We start from the raw sequence: 19,659 nt of genomic DNA, 5'->3' as shown, positions 1-19,659 counted from the left end.
ACTATAAACATTCAGTAGTGCATGTATCGAAATTCATGCTTATCCGGTTGTAATCTTGACAAAAGATGAAACTATTTTTATGATAGACAAGGTTCAGATAATAATATCATCATCATTTTGGGAGTGTAATCACCATGATTAACAATATTGTTGAACGGATTCTTGGGATTGGCAACTGGTGTGCTCGAATAATTTATCTTCAGCTTCTTTGGATTGTTTTTACTATATTAGGACTCGTACTATTTGGAGTGATGCCGGCAACAACCGCAGTGTTTTACGTGATACGGAAATGGATGGAAGAAGATATAGATGCCCCCGTATTTGAAAACTTTTACAAGGGTTATAAAAATCACTTTGTAAAATCAAATATTCTTGGCCTTGTGCTCCTTGGTATTGGGATGTTACTCTATTATGATTTTAGTATTTCAAAACTTGAAATCGGAATTCCTTTTCTTCATTTCATCATAATGGTTATTGGATTCTTTTATTTCATTATGCTGTTATACTTTTTCCCGGTGTTTGTTCGTTATGAGTTTAAGTTGTTTGAGTACTATAAAAAACCATTTCAACTAGCACTTGGACGACCGTTTGAAACTTTCGCAATGATTATTAGTTATGTTTTATTGTATTATTTCTTTCATATTTTCCCGTTGTTCTTTGTCGTTGCAGGTGTCCCGCTACTTGCCTATCCTTCCATGTGGTTTGCACATAGAGCCTTCTCACAGATAGAGGCAGGGGCCAAAGCCAGTTAAGACGGCCTATTATATAGGAGAGTAAAGGGAATATAAATTGTTCACTATGTTGGGATTATTGAATGTAAATTCCCTAAAGAGATAGAAAATGTCTGACATAGTGAGCTATTATTTTTTTTAAAGTATTAGTTTCAAATTGTAATCGTTTACACTTAATATATTAGATCTAATAATAGGAGGAATTTAAATGACTAAGAGTTTAAAGTTAGGTATTATCGGCTGTGGAGGAATCGCGAATGGTAAACACCTTCCAAGTTTAAGTAAATTAAAAAAGGTTGAACTTGTTGCGTTTTGTGATATTGAAGTAAGTAAGGCCGAACAAGCGGCAAAACAATACGGGACTGTAGATGCAAAAGTCTATGAAGATTATAGAAATCTATTAAGTGACGATTCAATTGATGTTATCCATGTTTTGACACCTAATATTTCTCACGCTGAAATTTCAATTGCAGCAATGGAAGCTGGTAAACACGTTTTGTGTGAAAAGCCGATGGCAAAAACATCAGCAGAAGCGAAAGAAATGCTTGAAGCTGCAGAACGTACGGGTAAAAAACTAACAATAGGCTATGACAACCGTTTTAGACCAGATAGTCAACACTTACACAAAATCACAAGCCGTGGTGATCTTGGTGAGATATACTTCGCTAAAGCGCATGCAATCCGAAGACGTGCGGTGCCAACATGGGGAGTATTCTTAGATGAAGAGAAACAAGGTGGCGGTCCACTAATTGATATTGGTACACACGCGTTGGATTTAACATTATGGATGATGAACAACTACAAACCAAAATCGGTTATGGGTTCTGTTTATCATAAATTAGGAAAAAATGAAAATGCAGCAAATGCATGGGGACCATGGGATCCAGAGAAATTTACAGTTGAAGACTCTGCATTTGGATTCATAACAATGGAAAATGGTGCAACAATTAGCTTAGAGGCAAGCTGGGCACTAAATACACTAGATGTTGATGAAGCAAAATGTACCCTAAGTGGTACGGAAGGCGGAGCGGATATGAAGGATGGTCTGCGCATTAACGGGGAAGATATGGGTAATCTCTACACCACGAAAGTGGAGCTGGGTGCAGGAGGGGTTGCTTATTACGAGGGCGCATCTGAGAGTAATGCAGATCTTGAAGCGCGACTATGGATTGACAGCATCATAAACGATACGGAGCCAACTGTAAAACCTGAACAAGCTTATGTTGTAACGCAAATTTTAGAAGCAATTTATGAATCTGCTAAAACTGGAAAAGCCGTTTATTTTGACTGATTGATTATACTAAGGTTTATTTTTAATAATTAACAAAGGTGCTAAAGAGGGAGTTCACTTTAGCACCTAGTATTGTTGGTAAGATTATTTATTTCAACCTAGATAGCCACAAAAAATTAATGAAAAGTGAGTGGTATAAATGATTAAAGTAGCAGTATTAAGTAGATGGCATGTACATGCGGATGATTATGCGCGGGATATTAAAGAGAACACCGACTTATCAATCGAAATGGTTTGGGATGAGGAAGTTGAGCGCGGAGAGGGATGGGCAAAAGAACTGAATGTCCCATTTGAAAACGATTTAGAAGCAGTTTTATCGAACCCAAACATTGATGCAGTCGTTGTCAATACGCCAACAAACATGCATAAAGAAGTTATCATTGCGGCAGCAAAGCATAAAAAACATATTTTCACTGAAAAAGTTTTGGCATTTACAGTAAAAGATAGTGAAGAAATTTACGCGGCTGTTAAAGAAGCTGGGGTTGAGCTTATGGTTTCTTTACCAAGACTGACAGATAACAACTTCCTATACGCTGAAAAATCAATCAACGAAGGTTGGATTGGAAAATTAACAATGGTCCGTTGTCGCTTTGCACATAACGGTGGTGTTGCTCCTGAAGGACAAGCCAATGGATGGTTGCCAAAACGCTTCTATGATAAAGAACAAGCGGGTGGAGGCGCAATGATGGATCTTGGGGCACACCCAATCTATCTGACAAACCGCCTAGCAGGAAAAGCAGCGGGCGTATATGCACGTCTTCACAAAGAAGGTAATACCTCTGTAGATGATAACTCTGCTCTTCTAGTAGATTATGAATCAGGTGCACTTGGAATTATTGAAACCAGTTTTGTGTCTAACGGAAGCCCATTCCAGTTAGAAGTTTACGGAACTGAGGGAACATTACTAATCAGTGATGATAAAATCCGTATTAACAGTGCAAACGTTGAATCACAAGATCTAACTGAAGTTTTACCTGGACTACCAATACCAATGGTGCAGTGGGTAGAGTCAATTAAAACAGGGGCAACGCCAACAATTACCAAAGAGGATGTTATCAATCTAACAGCAATTAATGAAGCTGCATTGAAATCCCATGAAGAAGGCCGCAGAATTGAGCTATAGGACTGGTTAAAACAAAGAATTCAACTAAAGTTTTGTGGAGCTAAAAAGAGCGAGCTTTCATTATATAGATATTCACCTATATAATGAAAGGAAAGTTATACTATATGATGTATTAGCAGCTATGGCCAGCACATTTGATTATAAACTATGTTTATAAGGATCTTGCTGGTCTTATTACATTTTTATCTATATATAAAGGAGTAGATCATATGTTAAAAGTTGGAGTCATTGGGGTAGGATCGATTTCTGAGATGCACATCAAACCTTATTTAAACAACAAAGAAGTAGAATTAGTCGCATTTTGCGATATTCACGAAGAACGCCTGGCAGAAAAAGGAAAGTTATTTGGAGTTGACCAGCTATATAATAGCCATCAGGAGCTCCTGGAAAATCCGAATATTGATGCGGTAAGTATTTGTACGTGGAATAATAGCCATGCGAAGATTGCTGTTGCGGCACTTGAGGCTGGTAAGCATGTCTTGGTCGAAAAACCAGTGAGTATGACTGTTGAGGAAGCACTAATGGTTGAAGAGGCAGCTAAAAAATCAGGTAAAATTGTTCAAGTTGGTTTTGTAAGAAGACATGCTGATAATGTGAAAATCCTGAAGAAATTTATCGATAATGATGAACTTGGCGAAATCTATTATGCAAAAGCATCCTACCTAAGGCGACTGGGAAATCCCGGGGGATGGTTTAGCGATCAAAAAAAATCGGGTGGGGGTCCACTCATCGATCTCGGTGTGCATGTAATAGATATTGTTTGGTACTTAATGGGGAAACCACGTCCAGTGTCCGTAAGCGGTAATACATATCATAAATTGGGTAACCGCAGTCATATTGAAAATTTATCCTCCTATCAAGCGGCAGATTATGATCCGAAGCTAAATGATGTAGAAGATTTAACGAATGCACTGATTCGTTTTGAAAATGGTGCATCTCTCTATGTTGACGTGAGCTTTACACTACATGCAAAAGAGGATGAAACAACGGTTAAGTTATTTGGTGAAAAAGGTGGTGCTGAAATTGAGCCGGCATTGGCACTTGTTTTAGAAAAACACAATACAATCTTAAATGTTGCACCTCAAATTGATACATTAGGTTTTGATTTTGCGAAAACATTTGCAAATGAAATCAACCACTTTGTTGAATGCTGTCTATCAGGTGACGAAACAATCGCGCCGATTGCTGATGGGGTGGAAGTAATGAAAATGCTAAATGCAATTTATGAATCTGCAAAGACAGGAAAAGAAGTTTATTTATAATAATAAACATATAAATTAAAGGAGGAAAAAATAATGGGGAAATTAGGAATACAATTATATTCAATTAAAGAGGAAGCCGAACGGGATTTCCTAGGTGTGCTGGATAAAATCTCTGGGATGGGCTATGAAGGTGCCCAGTTTGCAGGTTTCTTTGGTCATACCGCACAAGAAGTTAAAGCTAAAATGGATGAGGTCGGTATTAAAGCGGCAGGTGCACATGTTCCGATTGAAGATTTCCAAGGAGGACTTGATGATTTGCTGAGCTATCACGACATTATTGATAACCGACTTCTTATTTGTCCCTGGCTATCAGAAGATATGCGTACAACAGCAGATGATTATAAACGCACAGCTGAATTATTCAACAAAGTCGGTGAGAAAGTAGCAAAAGAAGGGTTTTCATTTGGCTATCATAACCATGCATTTGAATTTGATTTATTTGATGGGAAGTCTGGTTTTGACATCCTATATGAAAACACTGATCCAGAGTATGTGAAAATGGAATTAGATTGTTTTTGGGCTGTACATGCGGGCTATGAGCCAGCAGAAATTATTAAGAAATATGCAGATCGCTGTATATCACTGCATATAAAGGACCTTAAATTAGTTGAAGGGAATCCTGTATCTACAGAACTAGGTGCAGGAACGATTGATATTGGCCAATTGATAAAAGCAGGTAACGAACATAAAGTGGATTGGTTCGTTGTTGAACAAGAAGATTTTATAGGTGACCCAGTAGAGAGCGTAGCACAAAACGCAAAAGCGTTAAAGAGAATTATCGAGTCAGTTTGAATATGAAAAAGACCTTAAGGCCAAAGTGGCTTTAAGGTCTTTTTCATATATACTTTCGGACTTCCCACTTCTTGGTGTTTCCGTTACTCCTAGGTAGAGTCACGAATGACTAATTCATGATCTAAAATAATACTATCCACAGGTATCCCTTTAATTTTATTAATAAGCATTTTTGCGGATGTGAAACCCATTTTATATCCTGGTTGAGAAATCGTAGTCAATGTTGGATGTGTCATGTTTGAAAAGCTGATTTTATCAAATCCGATAATTGCCATGTCATTGGGTACATGTAATCCATTTATATTAATTTCCTTTAGGGCACCAATCGCAAGAATATCAGAGACGGCAAATACGGCTGTTGGTTTTTCTGGTAAGGTAAGAAGCTGGCGCATTGCCAGTTGCCCATGTTCAAATCCCAAATCATCCGTATTATAAATCCAATCCGGATTTACAGCTAGGTTAGATTCGTTCAAAGCCTTTTCAAAACCTTGGCGACGTTCCCGTGCATATAAAAACTTATTATGCGAATTAAGAAGGGCAATTTTTGTATGTCCAATTTTAATTAAATATCGGACTGCATGGTAGGCTGCTAGTTCATTATTAATGGACACATAAGAAATATTACCACCTTCATCATATTCGCTACATTGAACGACAGGATATTTATCTGCAAGCTCGAGTAATTTAGCTCTGTCAACAGTGGGATCCATAGAAATGATACCGTCGGCAAGCCTGCTTCTTAGTAAATTAAAATAAATTTTTTCCCTTTTTGGATCAGAACCTGTTTCACAAAGTAGAATATTATAACCTTGTTCAATGGCAGCATTTTCGATACCGTTAATAATTTCTGTGTAAAAGGGGTTGGAGATACTTGGAATAAGTGCTAATAGTATTCTACTCTTAGCAGTTCTTAAATTACGTCCAAGTACGCTAGGCTCGTATTTTAGTTCTTCAATAGTCCGTTCGACTTTTAATCTTGTCGCCTCTTTTACAACACTCGGATTATTAAGGACTCGGGAAACGGTAGCAACTGAAACACCTGCTTTTTTGGCAACCACTTGTATTGTGGGCATAGAATCATCTCATTTCTTATTTTAATTAATTTAGTAAACGATTACATTTTGAGGAAATTGATTATATAAGTAAATCTTATGATTTTATCCGAAATCTATATAAGAAACCTTAAACAATTGGGAAACCCCAAATTGTCGTAGCTAATCTAATATGAATATCTAATTCAGTATTTATATAAAAGAATACCCTACCTCTATTATAGAGAATAAATAAGGAAAGTGTTAGATTTATCTAAAAGTATTTTATAAGTGGTTTTCAAAAGTATTATTCTGAAAGTTGGGCTACTACTGGACATTAAAATACTGTACAAGTAAACTAAAAATAGTAAATAAACCTATAACTATGCAATTTTATTTGGGGGAATAATTAATGATGAAAGTTGTTAAAATTGGAATTATTGGTAGTGGTGGAATTGCTGGAAGCCATGCAAGCGCGTATTTGGCAATGGAAGGTGTTAAAATTGTAGGGGTAGCAGATGTTGTACCGGGAAAAGCACAGAAGTTTATTGATGATTTGGGCATTGAAGGTGCCGAAGCATTTGAAACTCATCAGAAAATGCTTGAGTTAGATATAGATGGCGTCAGTATTTGTACGCCAAATGTATTCCATCATTTAACGAGTATTGACGCTTTACGTGCAGGCAAACATGTCCTAGTGGAAAAACCGTTGGCAGTTACACTTGAACAAGGAATTGAAATGGTGCAAGTTGCGGAGGAAACCGGTAAAATGCTTTCTGTTGGTTTTCAACCTCGCTATGACCCGAATATGCAAAAAGTAACAAGCATTGTTCAGTCGGGAGAGCTTGGTGACGTATACTATGTAGAAGTAGGTGGTGGACGTCGTCGTGGTATGCCGGGTGGAACGTTTATAAATAAAGAGTTGGCAGGTGTAGGCGCTATGGCCGATATTGGAACGTATTCGTTAGATCTGGCTTTAAATGCATTAGGGCATCCAAAGCCACTAACTGTCTCGGCATATACATCGAATTACTTTGGTACAAATCCACAGTATCATCCTGAAGCAGATAAGTTTGAAGTAGAAGACTTTGGTGTTGCGATGATTCGCTTAGAGGGTGGCATCATTCTAAACTTTAAAATATCTTGGGCAATGCATATGGACACTTTAGGGCCAACGATTTTCCTAGGAAAAGATGCAGGTCTAAAGCTAACTTCAGCTGGTAACGGACCATGGAGCGGTGTTTGGGATGGTGGAATTGGATCAATGAGCATGTTCCATGACGTGGATAATGAGCATACAGAAACAATGATACCTATAGTAGAGCATGAGCTTAACATTTTTGATGAAAAAGTACAGGACTTCGTTGTCGCGATTAAAAAAGGTAAGCCAGCTCCTATCCCAGGGAAAGAAATCTTAATTAACCAGGCAATAATAGATGGTATATTTAGGTCATCTAAAGAGGGAAGAGAAGTCGATATTCAACTACCAAAATTTTAACTTTATCAAACTGCTTCATCCGGGAAACACCGGGTGAAAGCAGTTTTTTTTCTAGGGTTAATTCTGGATGCTTTCAGATAATGCACGGAACATAGGTAAGTAGAAATATTGCAATTAAAAGTTATGTAAACGATTTCAATTGACTGTGAAATGAAGTATAATAAGGACTATATTTGATTTGAAAACTGGAGGGAAAGTAATTATGAAGTTAGGTGTATTTACAGTATTATTTTCAGAAAAATCGTTTGAAGAAATGTTAGATCATGTTCAAGCATCTGGATTGCAGGCAGTAGAAATTGGAACAGGTGGGTATCCGGGTAGTGCGCATTGTAATTTGGATGAATTACTTGCAAGTGAAGAGAAACGGAAAGCATATCTTGAACAAGTGCATTCACGCGGATTAATAATAAGTGCATTTAGCTGTCACGGCAATCCGATTTCACCAGAGGCTGAATTTGCAAAATCCTCAGATGATGCATTAAGAAAAACAATTAAATTAGCCAAATTACTAGGCGTGCCAGTTGTAAATACATTCTCAGGAACACCTGGGGATCACGAAGAAGCAAAATATCCGAATTGGCCTGTAACCCCATGGCCAACGGAATATAGTGAAATTTTAACGTGGCAATGGGAAGAAAAACTGGTGCCTTATTGGAAAGAAATTGGACAACTTGCTGAAGAAAATGATGTTAAAATAGGATTGGAATTGCATGGGGGATTTTTAGTTCATACGCCGCATACAATGCTCAAGTTGAGAGAATTAACTTCACCTGCAATTGGCGCAAACTTGGACCCAAGTCATTTATGGTGGCAAGGAATCGATCCAGTTGCGGCGATTAAAATATTAGGGAAAGAAAATGCCATTCACCATTTCCACGCCAAAGATACATATATCGACCCAGAAAACGTCAATATGTACGGTTTGACGGATATGCAACCTTACGGCAATGTGCAATCACGCGCATGGACATTCCGATCTGTCGGATGTGGTCATAGTATCCAGGAATGGTCGGACATGATGAGCGCTTTACGCACATATGGCTATGATTATGTTGTCAGTATAGAACATGAAGATCCGTTAATGTCGATAGATGAAGGATTTTCACGTGCAGTTACTAATTTGAAGTCAGTGCTAATAAATGATCAACCTACTGACATGTGGTGGGCGTAAATATCGTAATATTTAGTAAAGAAGACTACTAATAACTCCCAGAGGCTAGGGAGGGAGTGTGTGATATTACACTCTCCCTCTATGCCTTAAGGATGTATCCGTTAGATAACATGGAATCATAATTTAAAACGTATATATTATCAAAAACTTAAGAAATCGGTTTAGTAAAGGGGGACAAATAAATGAAGCTTGGTTTAAGTTCTTACAGCCTTTTAGGTGCATTAAACAGTAAAGAAATGTCGATTATCGATGCAGTCCAGTGGGTGGCAGATCAGGGTGGGGAGCATGTTGAAATCGTTCCTAATCTTGGGTTTAACTTCGAAGAGGATCCAATGTTAATAGATAAAGTTCGTGAAAAGGCTGCAGAAGTAGGAATCGATATTTCCAATTACGCAATTGGAGCTAACTTTATTACTGACAGCGATGAGGATTTTCAGGCGGAAATCGAGCGAGTTAAGAAAGAAGTTGATATTGCGAATCGTCTTGGCGTAAAATTCATGCGTCATGACGTGGCATCCCGACCGATTCCAGAAACGACAATCCAACAATTTCAAGCTGATTTACCTAAATTGACAGTTGCTTGTAGGGAAATCGCTGATTATGCCAATCAGTATGGAATTATAACGAGTGTTGAAAACCATGGTTATTATATTCAAGCAAGTGACAGGGTGCAAACTTTAGTTAATCACGTAGACCGCCCTAACTTTAAATCGACATTAGACATAGGGAACTTTTTATGTGTAGATGAAGATCCAGTAGTTGCCACAAAGAATAATATTGCATATGCTTCCGTAGTGCATTTTAAAGACTTTTTCCATCGCCCTGCACATCTTAACCCTGGCGAGGGATGGATGCAAACTGCCTCTGGAAATTATTTAAGAGGTACGATTGTTGGGCATGGGGATATTGACATAAGAGAAGTGATTAAGGTTGTCAAAGCGGCTGGATTCGATGGGTATATCTCTGTTGAATTTGAAGGAATGGAAGAATGTAAACAGGCATCGAAAATAGGTATGGCAAATGTTCGTCGATTATGGGATGAGGTTTGAAGGGAATTAAATCATAAGTTCAACATGTTTTATGTAAACAGGCATCGTTCCCTCGAAAAATGAGCGAATGATGCCTTTTGAATATATCTATTGAGGAGGGATACATGAAGAGCAAAGATTAAGTTTTAATGATATTTGGCGTTTTCAAAGAGAGTTGGAAATCGATAATAAAATGTACAAAATCCCAATCTAAAAGATTGATCCTAGCGACAATTAATTTTCCACATGACTTGAGTATCGAGTTGGACTTCAATCCGAATACGTTGGCTATTTAGATAGTGGGATTGGTTGGTATCGGAAAATATTTATCACTCCTTCCACTATGAATGAAATAAAAAACTATCAATTATGACGAGGCCTACATGATTATTTCAAACATATTATCGAGAAAAGACTTGGAAAACCTGCAAGAATCCGATTAACTGTTGATTGGGATGTACTTAAAGTTGATGGGAAAGAAGTATCTTTTATTACGAATGATGTTATGGACGGTGAGGGGTATATTGTTCCAACTGCTGGCAACTTAGTTATGTTAAGTCTACCGGCAGCAGGTGAACTGATAGGTGTCGACAATGGGAATGCAACGAGTATTTAAAACCTTAATAAAAGGATTACTTAAAGTTCACTGTGGAGGGAATACGTGGAAACCAAACAAAGAGTTAAGCCTACAGATAGGCAACTTGAATTTCAAGAGTGGGAGTTTGGATTATTTGTTCACTTTGGATTACGGACTTTTTACGAAGGATATGTTGATTTTGATAAAAAGCCGATGTCACCAACCAAATTTAATCCGAAAAAATTGGATTGTGAACAATGGGTAAGAACTGCCAAGGAAGCTGGGATGAAATATGCAGTTTTAACTGCGAAGCATCATGACGGTTTTTCAAATTGGCCTTCAAAGTACACAGACTTTTCAGTGGCACAGTCCCCATGGAAAGATGGCAAGGGTGATATTGTTCAAGAATTTGTAAGTGCATGCCATAAAAATAGTATTAAACCGGGATTATATTATTCACCTTTTGATGGTGCATCGGATTTTTATAATAATAAAGATGCAAAAGCGTATGATAATTATTTTATCAATCAAATAACAGAGTTGCTAACGAATTATGGTGATATTGACATTCTATGGTTTGATGGAGCTGGGTCTGAAGATCATGAATATGATTGGAAGCGAATCATTGGAGCAATTCGTTTATTACAACCCAAAATACTGATTTTTAATATGGCTGACCCAGATTTCAGATGGGTTGGTAATGAAGATGGTATCGCACCAATCCCATGCTGGAATACAGTAGCTAGTGTTGAGTTTTCTGTTTACGCTGCTGAAAGCGAAAAATTAACTGAGCGTCTGTGGTTGCCAGCAGAATGTGATGTGCAAATGAGGGGAAACTGGTTTTATAGTGAGAATGATGAACATACGGTAAAGAGTTTGGAAGAGCTAATGGGCATTTACTATTATTCTGTAGGTAGGGGAGCTAATTTATTACTTAATATCGGTCCGAATCGGGAAGGGTTACTGCCAGAAAAAGATGAGAAACGATTAATAGACTTTGGTCGAGAAATAAAAAGACGTTTTAATAATCCATTAACTACGATTAAAGAATGTGAATTACAGGAAGAAAAGTGGACCTTTCAGGCGAAATATCCGCAGTTGGTAGATCATATTATCATACAAGAAGATTTATCAGACGGCGAGTGTATTCAAAAATTTAGAATTAGAATAAATACAGCCAAAACAGGGCGGGTAATTACAATTTATAAAGGAATAAACATAGGACATAAAGCAATTATAAGAATCCCACCGGTAAGAGTTAATGCTATTACCTTAGAAGTTTTGAAGAGTGATGGAAAGCCGAATATTAAAGCGCTATCATTTCATCATGTGGGAAATGACTGTACTAAAAATGTTTAATTCATAGTGGAAAACCCATAACCCTGGGAGGAAGAGATGAAACCTTTAGGATACTCTAAATTATTCAACGCTGTATTAGGATTTGGATCGATAAGTTTAAAAAATATTGCAAGATTTTCTTATATAAATTAGAAATACGAGGGGAATGGATTAGGTGAAAATTGCAGTTGTAGGGATAGGGATTTTAGGACAAAGACATTTGAAAATTTGGGCACAGCTTAAAGGTGTTGAAATTGTAGGTGTTATAGGCCGTAATCAGGAAAAATTACAATTGGTTGGAGAACAATATGGGGTAAGGACTTTTACAAGTGTTGAAGACCTACTATTAGAGCAAGAGGTTGAGGCTTTTGATATATGTACACCAACGGACACGCATTTGGGATTTGTAACTCAAATTGCCGAAGCGCGCAAACATATAATTTGTGCGAAACCGCTTGGCGTAACGAGCGAAGAAGCGGAGAAAATGATTGCTATTTGTGAGCAGAATCATGTTCAATTGCTCGTCAGCCATACACTGAGGTTCTTCCCAGAATATGCAAATGCAAAAGAGCAAGTTGCTAATGGTGCGATTGGTCGTCCCGGCGTGATTCGTATGTCGAGGGGTGTTCCTCATCCATCAGCGGATAGGGAATGGTATACGGATGAAATGAGAAGTGGTGGTCTTTTCCTTGATTTGGGTGTTCATGAATTTGAATGGATCCAGTCAACATTTGGAGAGGCACATCGAGTGATGGCAAAGCATGTAAAACATACTGAAGCGAGTGGAAGGTCAATGGAGTATGGTCTTGTAATAATTAGAATGGTCGATGGAACAGTTGTCCATGTTGAATTGTCTTGGGCTGAAACAGAGTTCCGTTCATCATTTGAATTGACCGGAAACAAGGGCATGATTACTTATAATCATGACGAGACAAACCCTGTAATTCTTAAAGTTCATAATGAGGAATCATCAGTAGAATTTCCGAAAAGTATGCTGAGAAGGGATCCATTTGTACGCCAATTGGAACACTTTTTAGATTGTCTTAATGGGAAAACAGAACCTGTTGTTTTGGCTACTGATGCGTTAGCAGCAATACGTATTGCTGAAGCAGCGAGAAAATCAGCTTTAGAGGGACAACCTGTCGTTTTAATTAAAGGGGGACGTGGGAAATGAAGATTGGGATAATTAGTTTTGCTCATATGCACGCATTAAGTTATGCAGAAATCCTTCATAATGGAACTGATATAGAGTTATCATATATTTGGGATGAAGATGAGGTAAGAGGAAAAGAAATGGCAAGCAAATATAATTGTAAATATATTGCCGATTTGAAAGAATTTTTACAAACAGATGTAGAGGCTGTTGTCATTTGCTCTGAAAATATTAATCATAAAGAACATGTTATAGAAGCAGCTAGGGCTAAAAAACATATCTTATGTGAGAAACCGATTGCAACAGAAGTCAGAGATGCAGAAGAGATGATACAAGCTTGTGAAGAGGCAGGTGTGATTTTACAAATTGCTTATCCAGTTCGATTTTCACCCGTAATTGAAAATGTAAAAGAAATGATTCAAGAAGGAGCAATTGGAGAAGTACTTGCGATAAATGCAACAAATCATGGTTTAATGCCAGGCGGCTGGTTTATCGACAAGGAGCTCTCAGGCGGTGGATCAGCGACCGATCATATTGTTCATATTATGGATGTGATTCGTTGGATTTTCAAAGATGAAGTGAAAAATGTATATGCTGAATTAGACACAAGGTTTTATGATATTAATGTAGAGGACTGTGGTATGGTGTCTCTTGAACTTGAGTCTGGAATGATAGTATCTATAGATCCAAGCTGGTCAAGACCAAAAACATATCCAACTTGGGGGAATGTTGTCATGCATTTCGTTGGTTCAAAAGGAAATTTAAGTGTAGATGCCTTCAAACAACACTCGCTATATTATAATGATGTTGAAGAAAACGTTCAGGAATTGCCATGGTCGGAAGATATGAATGTTGGTTTAATAGAGGATTTTATCGACTGTGTTAAATCTAATGGTAATCCATCAATAACTGGTATGGATGGTTTGCGCACACTAGAAGTTGTGAAAGCTGCTTATGAATCAAATGAGCTTAAAAAAACAATAACGCTTGAGCGTGTGTAACTAGCGAAAAACTCACGACTGCAAAGCAATCTAAATTCCCATCAGCTTCGGAGTTATTTGGATGACTATGTGGTAAGCCTGGCATTAACTCGAATATATATAGGTTAAGCTTACTGTTTTTTATTTTATAATGAATATAGAAATATAAAGTATTGACCTGATAATCCCGAATAAAAAAGCATCAACCCCAATCTATTTATACTTGTAGAGTAAATTTAGTTATTAGTTATTAGTTATTAGTTATTAGTTATTAATACGAAATAAAAAAACAGAATCCATATATAATGGATTCTGTTTTCGATTTGAATTAAATTAAATTGTGAAATCACAAACTTTATTTCGGTCCCCAAATAAGTGTTGAATACATATTTAAGACAATAATTTTGTTACTTGACGAGAGATCTCATGCGTATTAATCGTAGACTCTATCTGCTTGTTACTTACGCATTTAATAAACTCATCCAGCTCATAATACATAGTATCAAACTCATGATATATAGAAACATCTTCTGTTTGACCATCTTTATATTTAATAATTACCTTCTTAGGGTCACTAATTCTATCGATTTCCATGACGCCATTTTCACCTTGTATTTCACTTGGTAAATGGGAATCAGAAATCTTTGAGTACATAATAACAGCTTCAAATTCATCGTAATTCAATATCATACTGCCTTGGCCATCTGCGCCTGTGGATAAAAGGTAATGACTTTTTAGAACTGATTTCGGTTCGCCAACTAAATGGATAATAGGTGCGATACAGTAAACGCCTAAGTCTGTTTTTGCGCCATTTCCGAGCTCGGGTTTAAATGCATTTTCAATAATACCCTCTTTATATTTATCATAACGAGAAGAGTATTGATTGTAATGAAAGACGAATCGTCGGATAGGTCCAATCTTATATAAGTTCTCTTTCAGGTTCAGAAACGTAGGTGTAACAGTGGATTTCATAGCTTCCATAAAGGTAATCTGATGCTTTTCAGATGCTGAAATGACTTGTTCCATTTCATTTACAGAATTCACTGCAGGTTTTTCACAAAGCACATGAATTCCATTTTCCATTGCTAAAATACTTTGCTCAGCATGAAAGGAATTTGGGGAAGCAATGTAAACCGCATCAATATCACCACTGCGGAACATCTCTTCCATATTAGTGTATACATTTTTAACGTCATATTTCACTGCGAAGTTTCGACCGTTTTCTTTTGTTCTTGAATAGATTGCTCCGATAGAAAAGCCAGAATGTAGTTTTGCTGCTTTGATAAATCGGTCAGTGATCCAGTTTGTTCCAACTATTCCAAACCTCATAATATTATCCCCTTTTACTAAAAACGATGGTAATATCCCAACTACAAACCTATTGTACACATAATAATGAAGGAATAATATATAAAAGAATTGTTTATAGTCTATTTACTAGTGAAATATATATTTTTACACTGTCTCTATCGAGATAGAATAATTGTATAGGAGGCTAAGAATATATTTACCATAGATATTATCTAATAAAAATAAATCGGATTTGGGATTACAAGAGTGCCTTCAAACTTTAAGTTAAAGGAAAAATGATAGTTGTATTGATGAGTGGCCTGCACTTCAGACAGTTATGTTACAATTATGTGAAATTGATATAATAGGAGATTAGAAGGGGCAAGTTAGATAGCTACTTTAAACCCAAAAAGAACTTTGAATTGTTAAATAAACTAATGTATATCATAATAAAAAAAGTTGGTGACCAGTTGAAAAAATCCACAAAAAGAATTATTTATAGTATTGGTTTCGCTATTTTTCTAGTGAGTTTTATCGGAATGATTTATTTTGGTTATAAAACTTTTTATATTGAAAAAGAATCGGATTCAGCAATTGAATATGCCTATCATTTTGTTTTGATTGCAGAAGAAATTGACAATGAATATTGGCGTCTAGTCGAACAAGGAGCGTTAAAGGCTGCGGCAGAACATGAGGTATACTTAGAATATTTAGGGCCGCCCAAAGCGGATAATGTCCAGTTGCTCAAGCTGTTTGATCGAATGATATCTGCCCAAGTAGATGGCATTATTATACAAGGAGCAGAAGGGCAGAAGTTTGTTGATTTAGCATTTAAAGCTATTGAGCGGAGAATCCCAATTATCACGGTAGATACGGATGTTAAGAGCAGCTTGAGAAATGCTTACGTCGGAACAGATAATTATTATGCTGGTCAACTAGCAGGAAAAACTATTATTGAAAACACGATAGGTGAACAATATGTAGGCATTGTGATGGGTCGTTTTGATTCAATAAACCAACAAGAAAGACTGGCAGGCTTCAAGGATGCAATTGAAGCAACTGAACGCATCCAGATTGTCGGAAGAAAGCAATCGAATATTACTCAAATTGGGGCTGCCCAGGCAACTTATTCCTTATTGAAAGAGTTTCCTTCTATAAATACACTTGTCGGAACTAGCGCGCTAGATGGCATTGGAATGGTTGAGGGATTAAGAGAAATTGCGCCGAATAAAGATATTTATATAACTGCATTTGATGTTTTGCCCGAGACGTTGAAGTTAATTCAAGAAGGAAAAATTAACACAACGATAGCGCAGTATCCAGCAGAAATGGGTTATGAAGCGATTAAATTGATGATTGACTTTCAACAACATGATGTTTTGAACAAGGAAGTCTTTACGCAGACCAAAATTGTTGATCAAAATGATGTTAATAGGTTTCGAACTGGTGAGCTAAAATGAAAACAATACGCGGAAAGTTATTAATGTACTTTTTCGTTTTTATCATTCTTTTTCAAGTGACTGCAATTTCAATTTTCGTCAGTTCTAATGAATTAACCAACAAGTACAATCAAAGTTTTCAACGTTTTTTATTGTTAAACTCCATTTCCCAAAAGTCAGATGAACTCTATGCGTTTACAAGAGTATATGTATTAGAGCCGGATGAGGTAAATGAAAATAGCTATTTCAATAAGAAAGCTGAACTAAAAGCTGAACAAGAGAATTTAAGAGCGATTTACTCGTTTAATGAAAATATTAAAATTAATAACTATATTAATCTGGTTGAAACATTTATACATGAAAGTGAACTTACCGTAGGGTTTGTGTTGAAAGAAGATATTGAACAATATACAAAGCATCTTGAAGAAGTCAGGTTAGCTTCTGGCTATATTCAAGAGTCTGCGCTTGAGTTAATAGATGTTGAATTAACAGCCTATCAAACTTATTACAAAGAGTTGCAAGAAAGAAATGGACACTTCATTACTTTCATCATCTTTTTGTTTATAACGACGATTGCGATAGCAATATTTTTTGCTATATGGTTTTCAAGGGGAATTACAAGACCACTTCACAAATTATCTCTTGCAGCAAAGGAAGTTTCGAAGGGAGATTTATTGGGCGAAGCTGTGGAAATTCAATCCAATGATGAGCTGCGTTTACTAGGTGAAGCGTTTAATAATATGCGCTCTAATATACATAATTTGGTGAAAGAAATTAAGGATCAATCGGAGCTTGATCAATTGTTAAAGGAAATGGAATTAAAGCATTTGCAAAATCAAATTAATCCACATTTTTTGTTTAACACTTTAAATACAGTTTCAAAGATGGCTTATTTAGAAGATGCGAATTCAACTTCAAGATTAATCGAATCAGTGGCTGCTTTATTGCGTCACAGTTTAGGTAATATCAATGATCAAGTCACGTTAAAAGATGAAGTAAATATCGTTCAAGATTATTTCAGAATACAACAAACACGTTTTTCAGAGAGAGTCCAATTCATTACGAAAATTGATGAGTCATCACTGGATATCGAAATCCCACGCTTAACGCTTCAGCCATTGGTTGAAAATGCATTTATACATGGCATTGAAGAGCGTGAAGAAGGGGGAATTATTTCGATTAAGATTGAACAGACGGATGAATTCGTAGTTATTGAAGTAAGCGATGATGGAGAGGGTATTGATAAGGAGAAAATCGAACAATTGTTATCCTTATCAACTGTAAAAGATGACCATGTAGGACATTCAACGGGTATAGGTTTGACCAATGTAATTCGTCGTTTACAACTTTATTATCAGATGAAGAATGTCGTTGAGATTGAATCGGAAAAAGGGCAATGGACTACGATTCGGTTATTATTACCTAAAAGTGGTAAGGGGGCTATTTAATGAGGATCTTAATTGCTGAAGATGAATTACTAGAAAGAAAAGCGATGAAGAAATTTTTACAAGATAATTTTGAAGATATGATCGTCGTTGGCGAGGCTGTAAATGGTCGAAAAGCCATTGAGTTGGCGAAAGAGCTAGAGCCAGATATTATTTTTATGGACATTAAGATGCCAGGTGTTAATGGTTTAGTGGCGGTAGAAAAGATTCACGAAATGTTGCCGAGAACTAAATTCATATTAGTTTCGGCCTATGATACGTTTGACTATGCCAAGCAAGCAATGCAATTTGGAATTAAAGATTACATATTAAAACCAGGGAAAAGGGAGGAAATCACTACTGCACTCTTTCGTCTTAGAAAAGAAATCTTGAATGAAGAGAGATTGGAAGAAGAGAAACAGCAGTCTGAAAAGCTTTTGAATGAGAGTTTTATTCGGAAACTGATGAAACAGCCCCTAGAAGATGATGCTCATGTATTGCAAGGCCAAATATATCCGCTTATGAAAGCTGGTTACTTTTTTGTGGTGACATCCGATAACATACTGGAAGAAAAGAGGGCCACCGATATTTTTAAAAAGTATGTGCCGGATTTTCATATAGTCTTTAGAGAAAATAGTGTTTTTACTGTGCTCATGCTTGTTAATGATTGCGTGAATAAAGCAGATCAGTTATTAGTAGCCCGAAAGATTCAGATAGAACTAGGAGAAGATGTTTTTATTGGAATTGGGCATATTGTGGACTCCCTTGAAAAACTATCGACATCTTACCGAGAAGCTTATACTGCAAGCTTTCAACTTAAGACAGCAAGGAAAAGCAATCATGGGTTCATGCAAAAACCAGATGATAAACATGAGAATATTGTTTCAAGCATTGTTCAAGAGATTGAAAAGGGAAAGCGTAATGACGCGATTGCTATATTTAAAGATCATGCCTTGCAATTGACAGCATCCGATAAAGAAAGCTTATATATGTCAATTCAAACTATGCTTACAAAGAAAAGAATAGCCATTGTAAAAGGTGCTGTATTCACTTTATGGTCAAATGAGGATTGGGTTATATACTTGAATGACTGTTGTAATAAAGTAAATGAATATTATCAGTCTAAACAATCGATGACAATTGCGAAAGAATATATAATGTCGCATTATATGGAGTCGATTTCGCTTAAAGATATTGCAGAGTTGGTTAATTTAAGTCCAAATTACTTTTCTAACATATTCAAAGAAGAGTTTGGTGAAACGTATATTGAATTTTTAACGGAAATTCGAATGGAAAAGGCTAGAGAATTAATTGTTGAAAATACATATTCCTTAAAAGAGATTAGTTCAATTGTGGGGTATAAAGATCCAAACTACTTTAGTCGTGTATTTAAAAGGTATTATCATTCATCGCCGAAGCACTTTCATGACAGTATCGTTGAAAAGTGAAGGTATACGTAAAATAATGCGGATATTCAATTACATCAAATGATTGAATTGTTTTAATATAATAGTGAAAGCGCTAACAAATT

The 19,659-nt window shown here is 36.5% G+C and carries 17 protein-coding genes; 15 read left to right on the top strand and 2 right to left on the bottom strand.

Going from position 1 to position 19,659, the window contains the following annotated elements:
- Positions 1–134: 134 nt before the first annotated feature.
- The 5 genes from KSU66_RS08370 to KSU66_RS08350 all read left to right on the top strand — a co-directional run bounded on the left by KSU66_RS08370 (position 135) and on the right by KSU66_RS08350 (position 5,199).
- Positions 135–752: a YesL family protein gene (locus tag KSU66_RS08370; RefSeq protein WP_269050990.1), complete on the top strand. Its 618-nt coding sequence runs from the start codon at positions 135–137 to the stop codon at positions 750–752.
- A 187-nt stretch (positions 753–939) separates the two neighbouring features.
- Positions 940–2,022, top strand: coding sequence for a Gfo/Idh/MocA family protein (locus tag KSU66_RS08365; RefSeq protein ID WP_269050989.1), 1,083 nt, complete (start codon positions 940–942; stop codon positions 2,020–2,022).
- Positions 2,023–2,161: 139 nt separating this feature from the next.
- A complete protein-coding gene (locus KSU66_RS08360) occupies positions 2,162–3,145 on the top strand; it encodes a Gfo/Idh/MocA family protein (protein WP_269050988.1) in 984 nt (327 codons plus the stop codon).
- 209 nt (positions 3,146–3,354) lie between these two features.
- Entirely contained in the window at positions 3,355–4,407 is a 1,053-nt protein-coding gene (locus tag KSU66_RS08355; RefSeq protein ID WP_269050987.1) for a Gfo/Idh/MocA family protein, read from the top strand.
- Between the two features lie 33 nt (positions 4,408–4,440).
- The gene (locus tag KSU66_RS08350; RefSeq protein ID WP_269050986.1) at positions 4,441–5,199 is read left to right on the top strand and encodes a sugar phosphate isomerase/epimerase family protein; all 759 of its coding nucleotides are present in this window, start codon (positions 4,441–4,443) and stop codon (positions 5,197–5,199) included.
- Positions 5,200–5,288: 89 nt separating this feature from the next.
- Here KSU66_RS08350 and KSU66_RS08345 read toward each other — a convergent pair whose 3' ends face one another.
- Positions 5,289–6,272 carry a LacI family DNA-binding transcriptional regulator gene (locus KSU66_RS08345; protein ID WP_269050985.1) on the bottom strand — a complete coding sequence of 328 codons (984 nt, stop codon included), beginning with the start codon at positions 6,270–6,272 and terminating at the stop codon, positions 5,289–5,291.
- Positions 6,273–6,642: 370 nt separating this feature from the next.
- On the opposite strand from KSU66_RS08345, the gene KSU66_RS08340 reads away from it, so the two are divergent.
- The 7 genes from KSU66_RS08340 to KSU66_RS08310 all read left to right on the top strand — a co-directional run bounded on the left by KSU66_RS08340 (position 6,643) and on the right by KSU66_RS08310 (position 13,996).
- The gene (locus KSU66_RS08340) at positions 6,643–7,728 is read left to right on the top strand and encodes a Gfo/Idh/MocA family protein (RefSeq protein WP_269050984.1); all 1,086 of its coding nucleotides are present in this window, start codon (positions 6,643–6,645) and stop codon (positions 7,726–7,728) included.
- A gap of 202 nt (positions 7,729–7,930) precedes the next feature.
- Positions 7,931–8,899 (top strand): sugar phosphate isomerase/epimerase family protein, encoded by a 969-nt coding sequence (locus KSU66_RS08335; RefSeq protein WP_269050983.1) that lies wholly within the window; start codon positions 7,931–7,933, stop codon positions 8,897–8,899.
- 182 nt (positions 8,900–9,081) lie between these two features.
- Positions 9,082–9,948 (top strand): sugar phosphate isomerase/epimerase family protein, encoded by an 867-nt coding sequence (locus KSU66_RS08330; RefSeq protein WP_269050982.1) that lies wholly within the window; start codon positions 9,082–9,084, stop codon positions 9,946–9,948.
- A gap of 379 nt (positions 9,949–10,327) precedes the next feature.
- Positions 10,328–10,543 carry a hypothetical protein gene (locus KSU66_RS08325; RefSeq protein ID WP_329958797.1) on the top strand — a complete coding sequence of 72 codons (216 nt, stop codon included), beginning with the start codon at positions 10,328–10,330 and terminating at the stop codon, positions 10,541–10,543.
- 45 nt (positions 10,544–10,588) lie between these two features.
- On the top strand, positions 10,589–11,863 hold the full coding sequence (locus KSU66_RS08320) for an alpha-L-fucosidase (protein WP_269050981.1): 1,275 nt from the start codon (positions 10,589–10,591) through the stop codon (positions 11,861–11,863).
- 154 nt (positions 11,864–12,017) lie between these two features.
- Entirely contained in the window at positions 12,018–13,016 is a 999-nt protein-coding gene (locus KSU66_RS08315; RefSeq protein WP_269050980.1) for a Gfo/Idh/MocA family protein, read from the top strand.
- Entirely contained in the window at positions 13,013–13,996 is a 984-nt protein-coding gene (locus tag KSU66_RS08310) for a Gfo/Idh/MocA family protein (protein WP_269050979.1), read from the top strand. Before KSU66_RS08315 ends, KSU66_RS08310 begins: the two co-directional genes overlap by 4 nt.
- Positions 13,997–14,365: 369 nt before the next feature.
- Here the strand turns inward: KSU66_RS08310 and KSU66_RS08305 are convergent, their stop codons facing one another.
- On the bottom strand, positions 14,366–15,304 hold the full coding sequence (locus KSU66_RS08305; protein ID WP_269050978.1) for a Gfo/Idh/MocA family protein: 939 nt from the start codon (positions 15,302–15,304) through the stop codon (positions 14,366–14,368).
- A gap of 398 nt (positions 15,305–15,702) precedes the next feature.
- Between KSU66_RS08305 and KSU66_RS08300 the strand changes: the two genes are divergently transcribed.
- From KSU66_RS08300 to KSU66_RS08290, 3 genes are read left to right on the top strand one after another with little or no spacing between them, the layout of a single operon-like run.
- The gene (locus KSU66_RS08300) at positions 15,703–16,725 is read left to right on the top strand and encodes a substrate-binding domain-containing protein (RefSeq protein ID WP_269050977.1); all 1,023 of its coding nucleotides are present in this window, start codon (positions 15,703–15,705) and stop codon (positions 16,723–16,725) included.
- On the top strand, positions 16,722–18,152 hold the full coding sequence (locus KSU66_RS08295) for a sensor histidine kinase (RefSeq protein WP_269050976.1): 1,431 nt from the start codon (positions 16,722–16,724) through the stop codon (positions 18,150–18,152). Before KSU66_RS08300 ends, KSU66_RS08295 begins: the two co-directional genes overlap by 4 nt.
- Positions 18,152–19,576 (top strand): response regulator, encoded by a 1,425-nt coding sequence (locus tag KSU66_RS08290; RefSeq protein WP_269050975.1) that lies wholly within the window; start codon positions 18,152–18,154, stop codon positions 19,574–19,576. The genes KSU66_RS08295 and KSU66_RS08290 overlap by 1 nt, the downstream gene beginning before the upstream one ends.
- Positions 19,577–19,659 lie beyond the last annotated feature (83 nt).

The sequence above is a fragment of the Sporosarcina sp. G11-34 genome, from assembly GCF_026931025.1.
The sequence above is the reverse complement of the archived record's forward strand: the minus strand, read 5'-3'. Positions and strand labels throughout refer to the sequence as shown.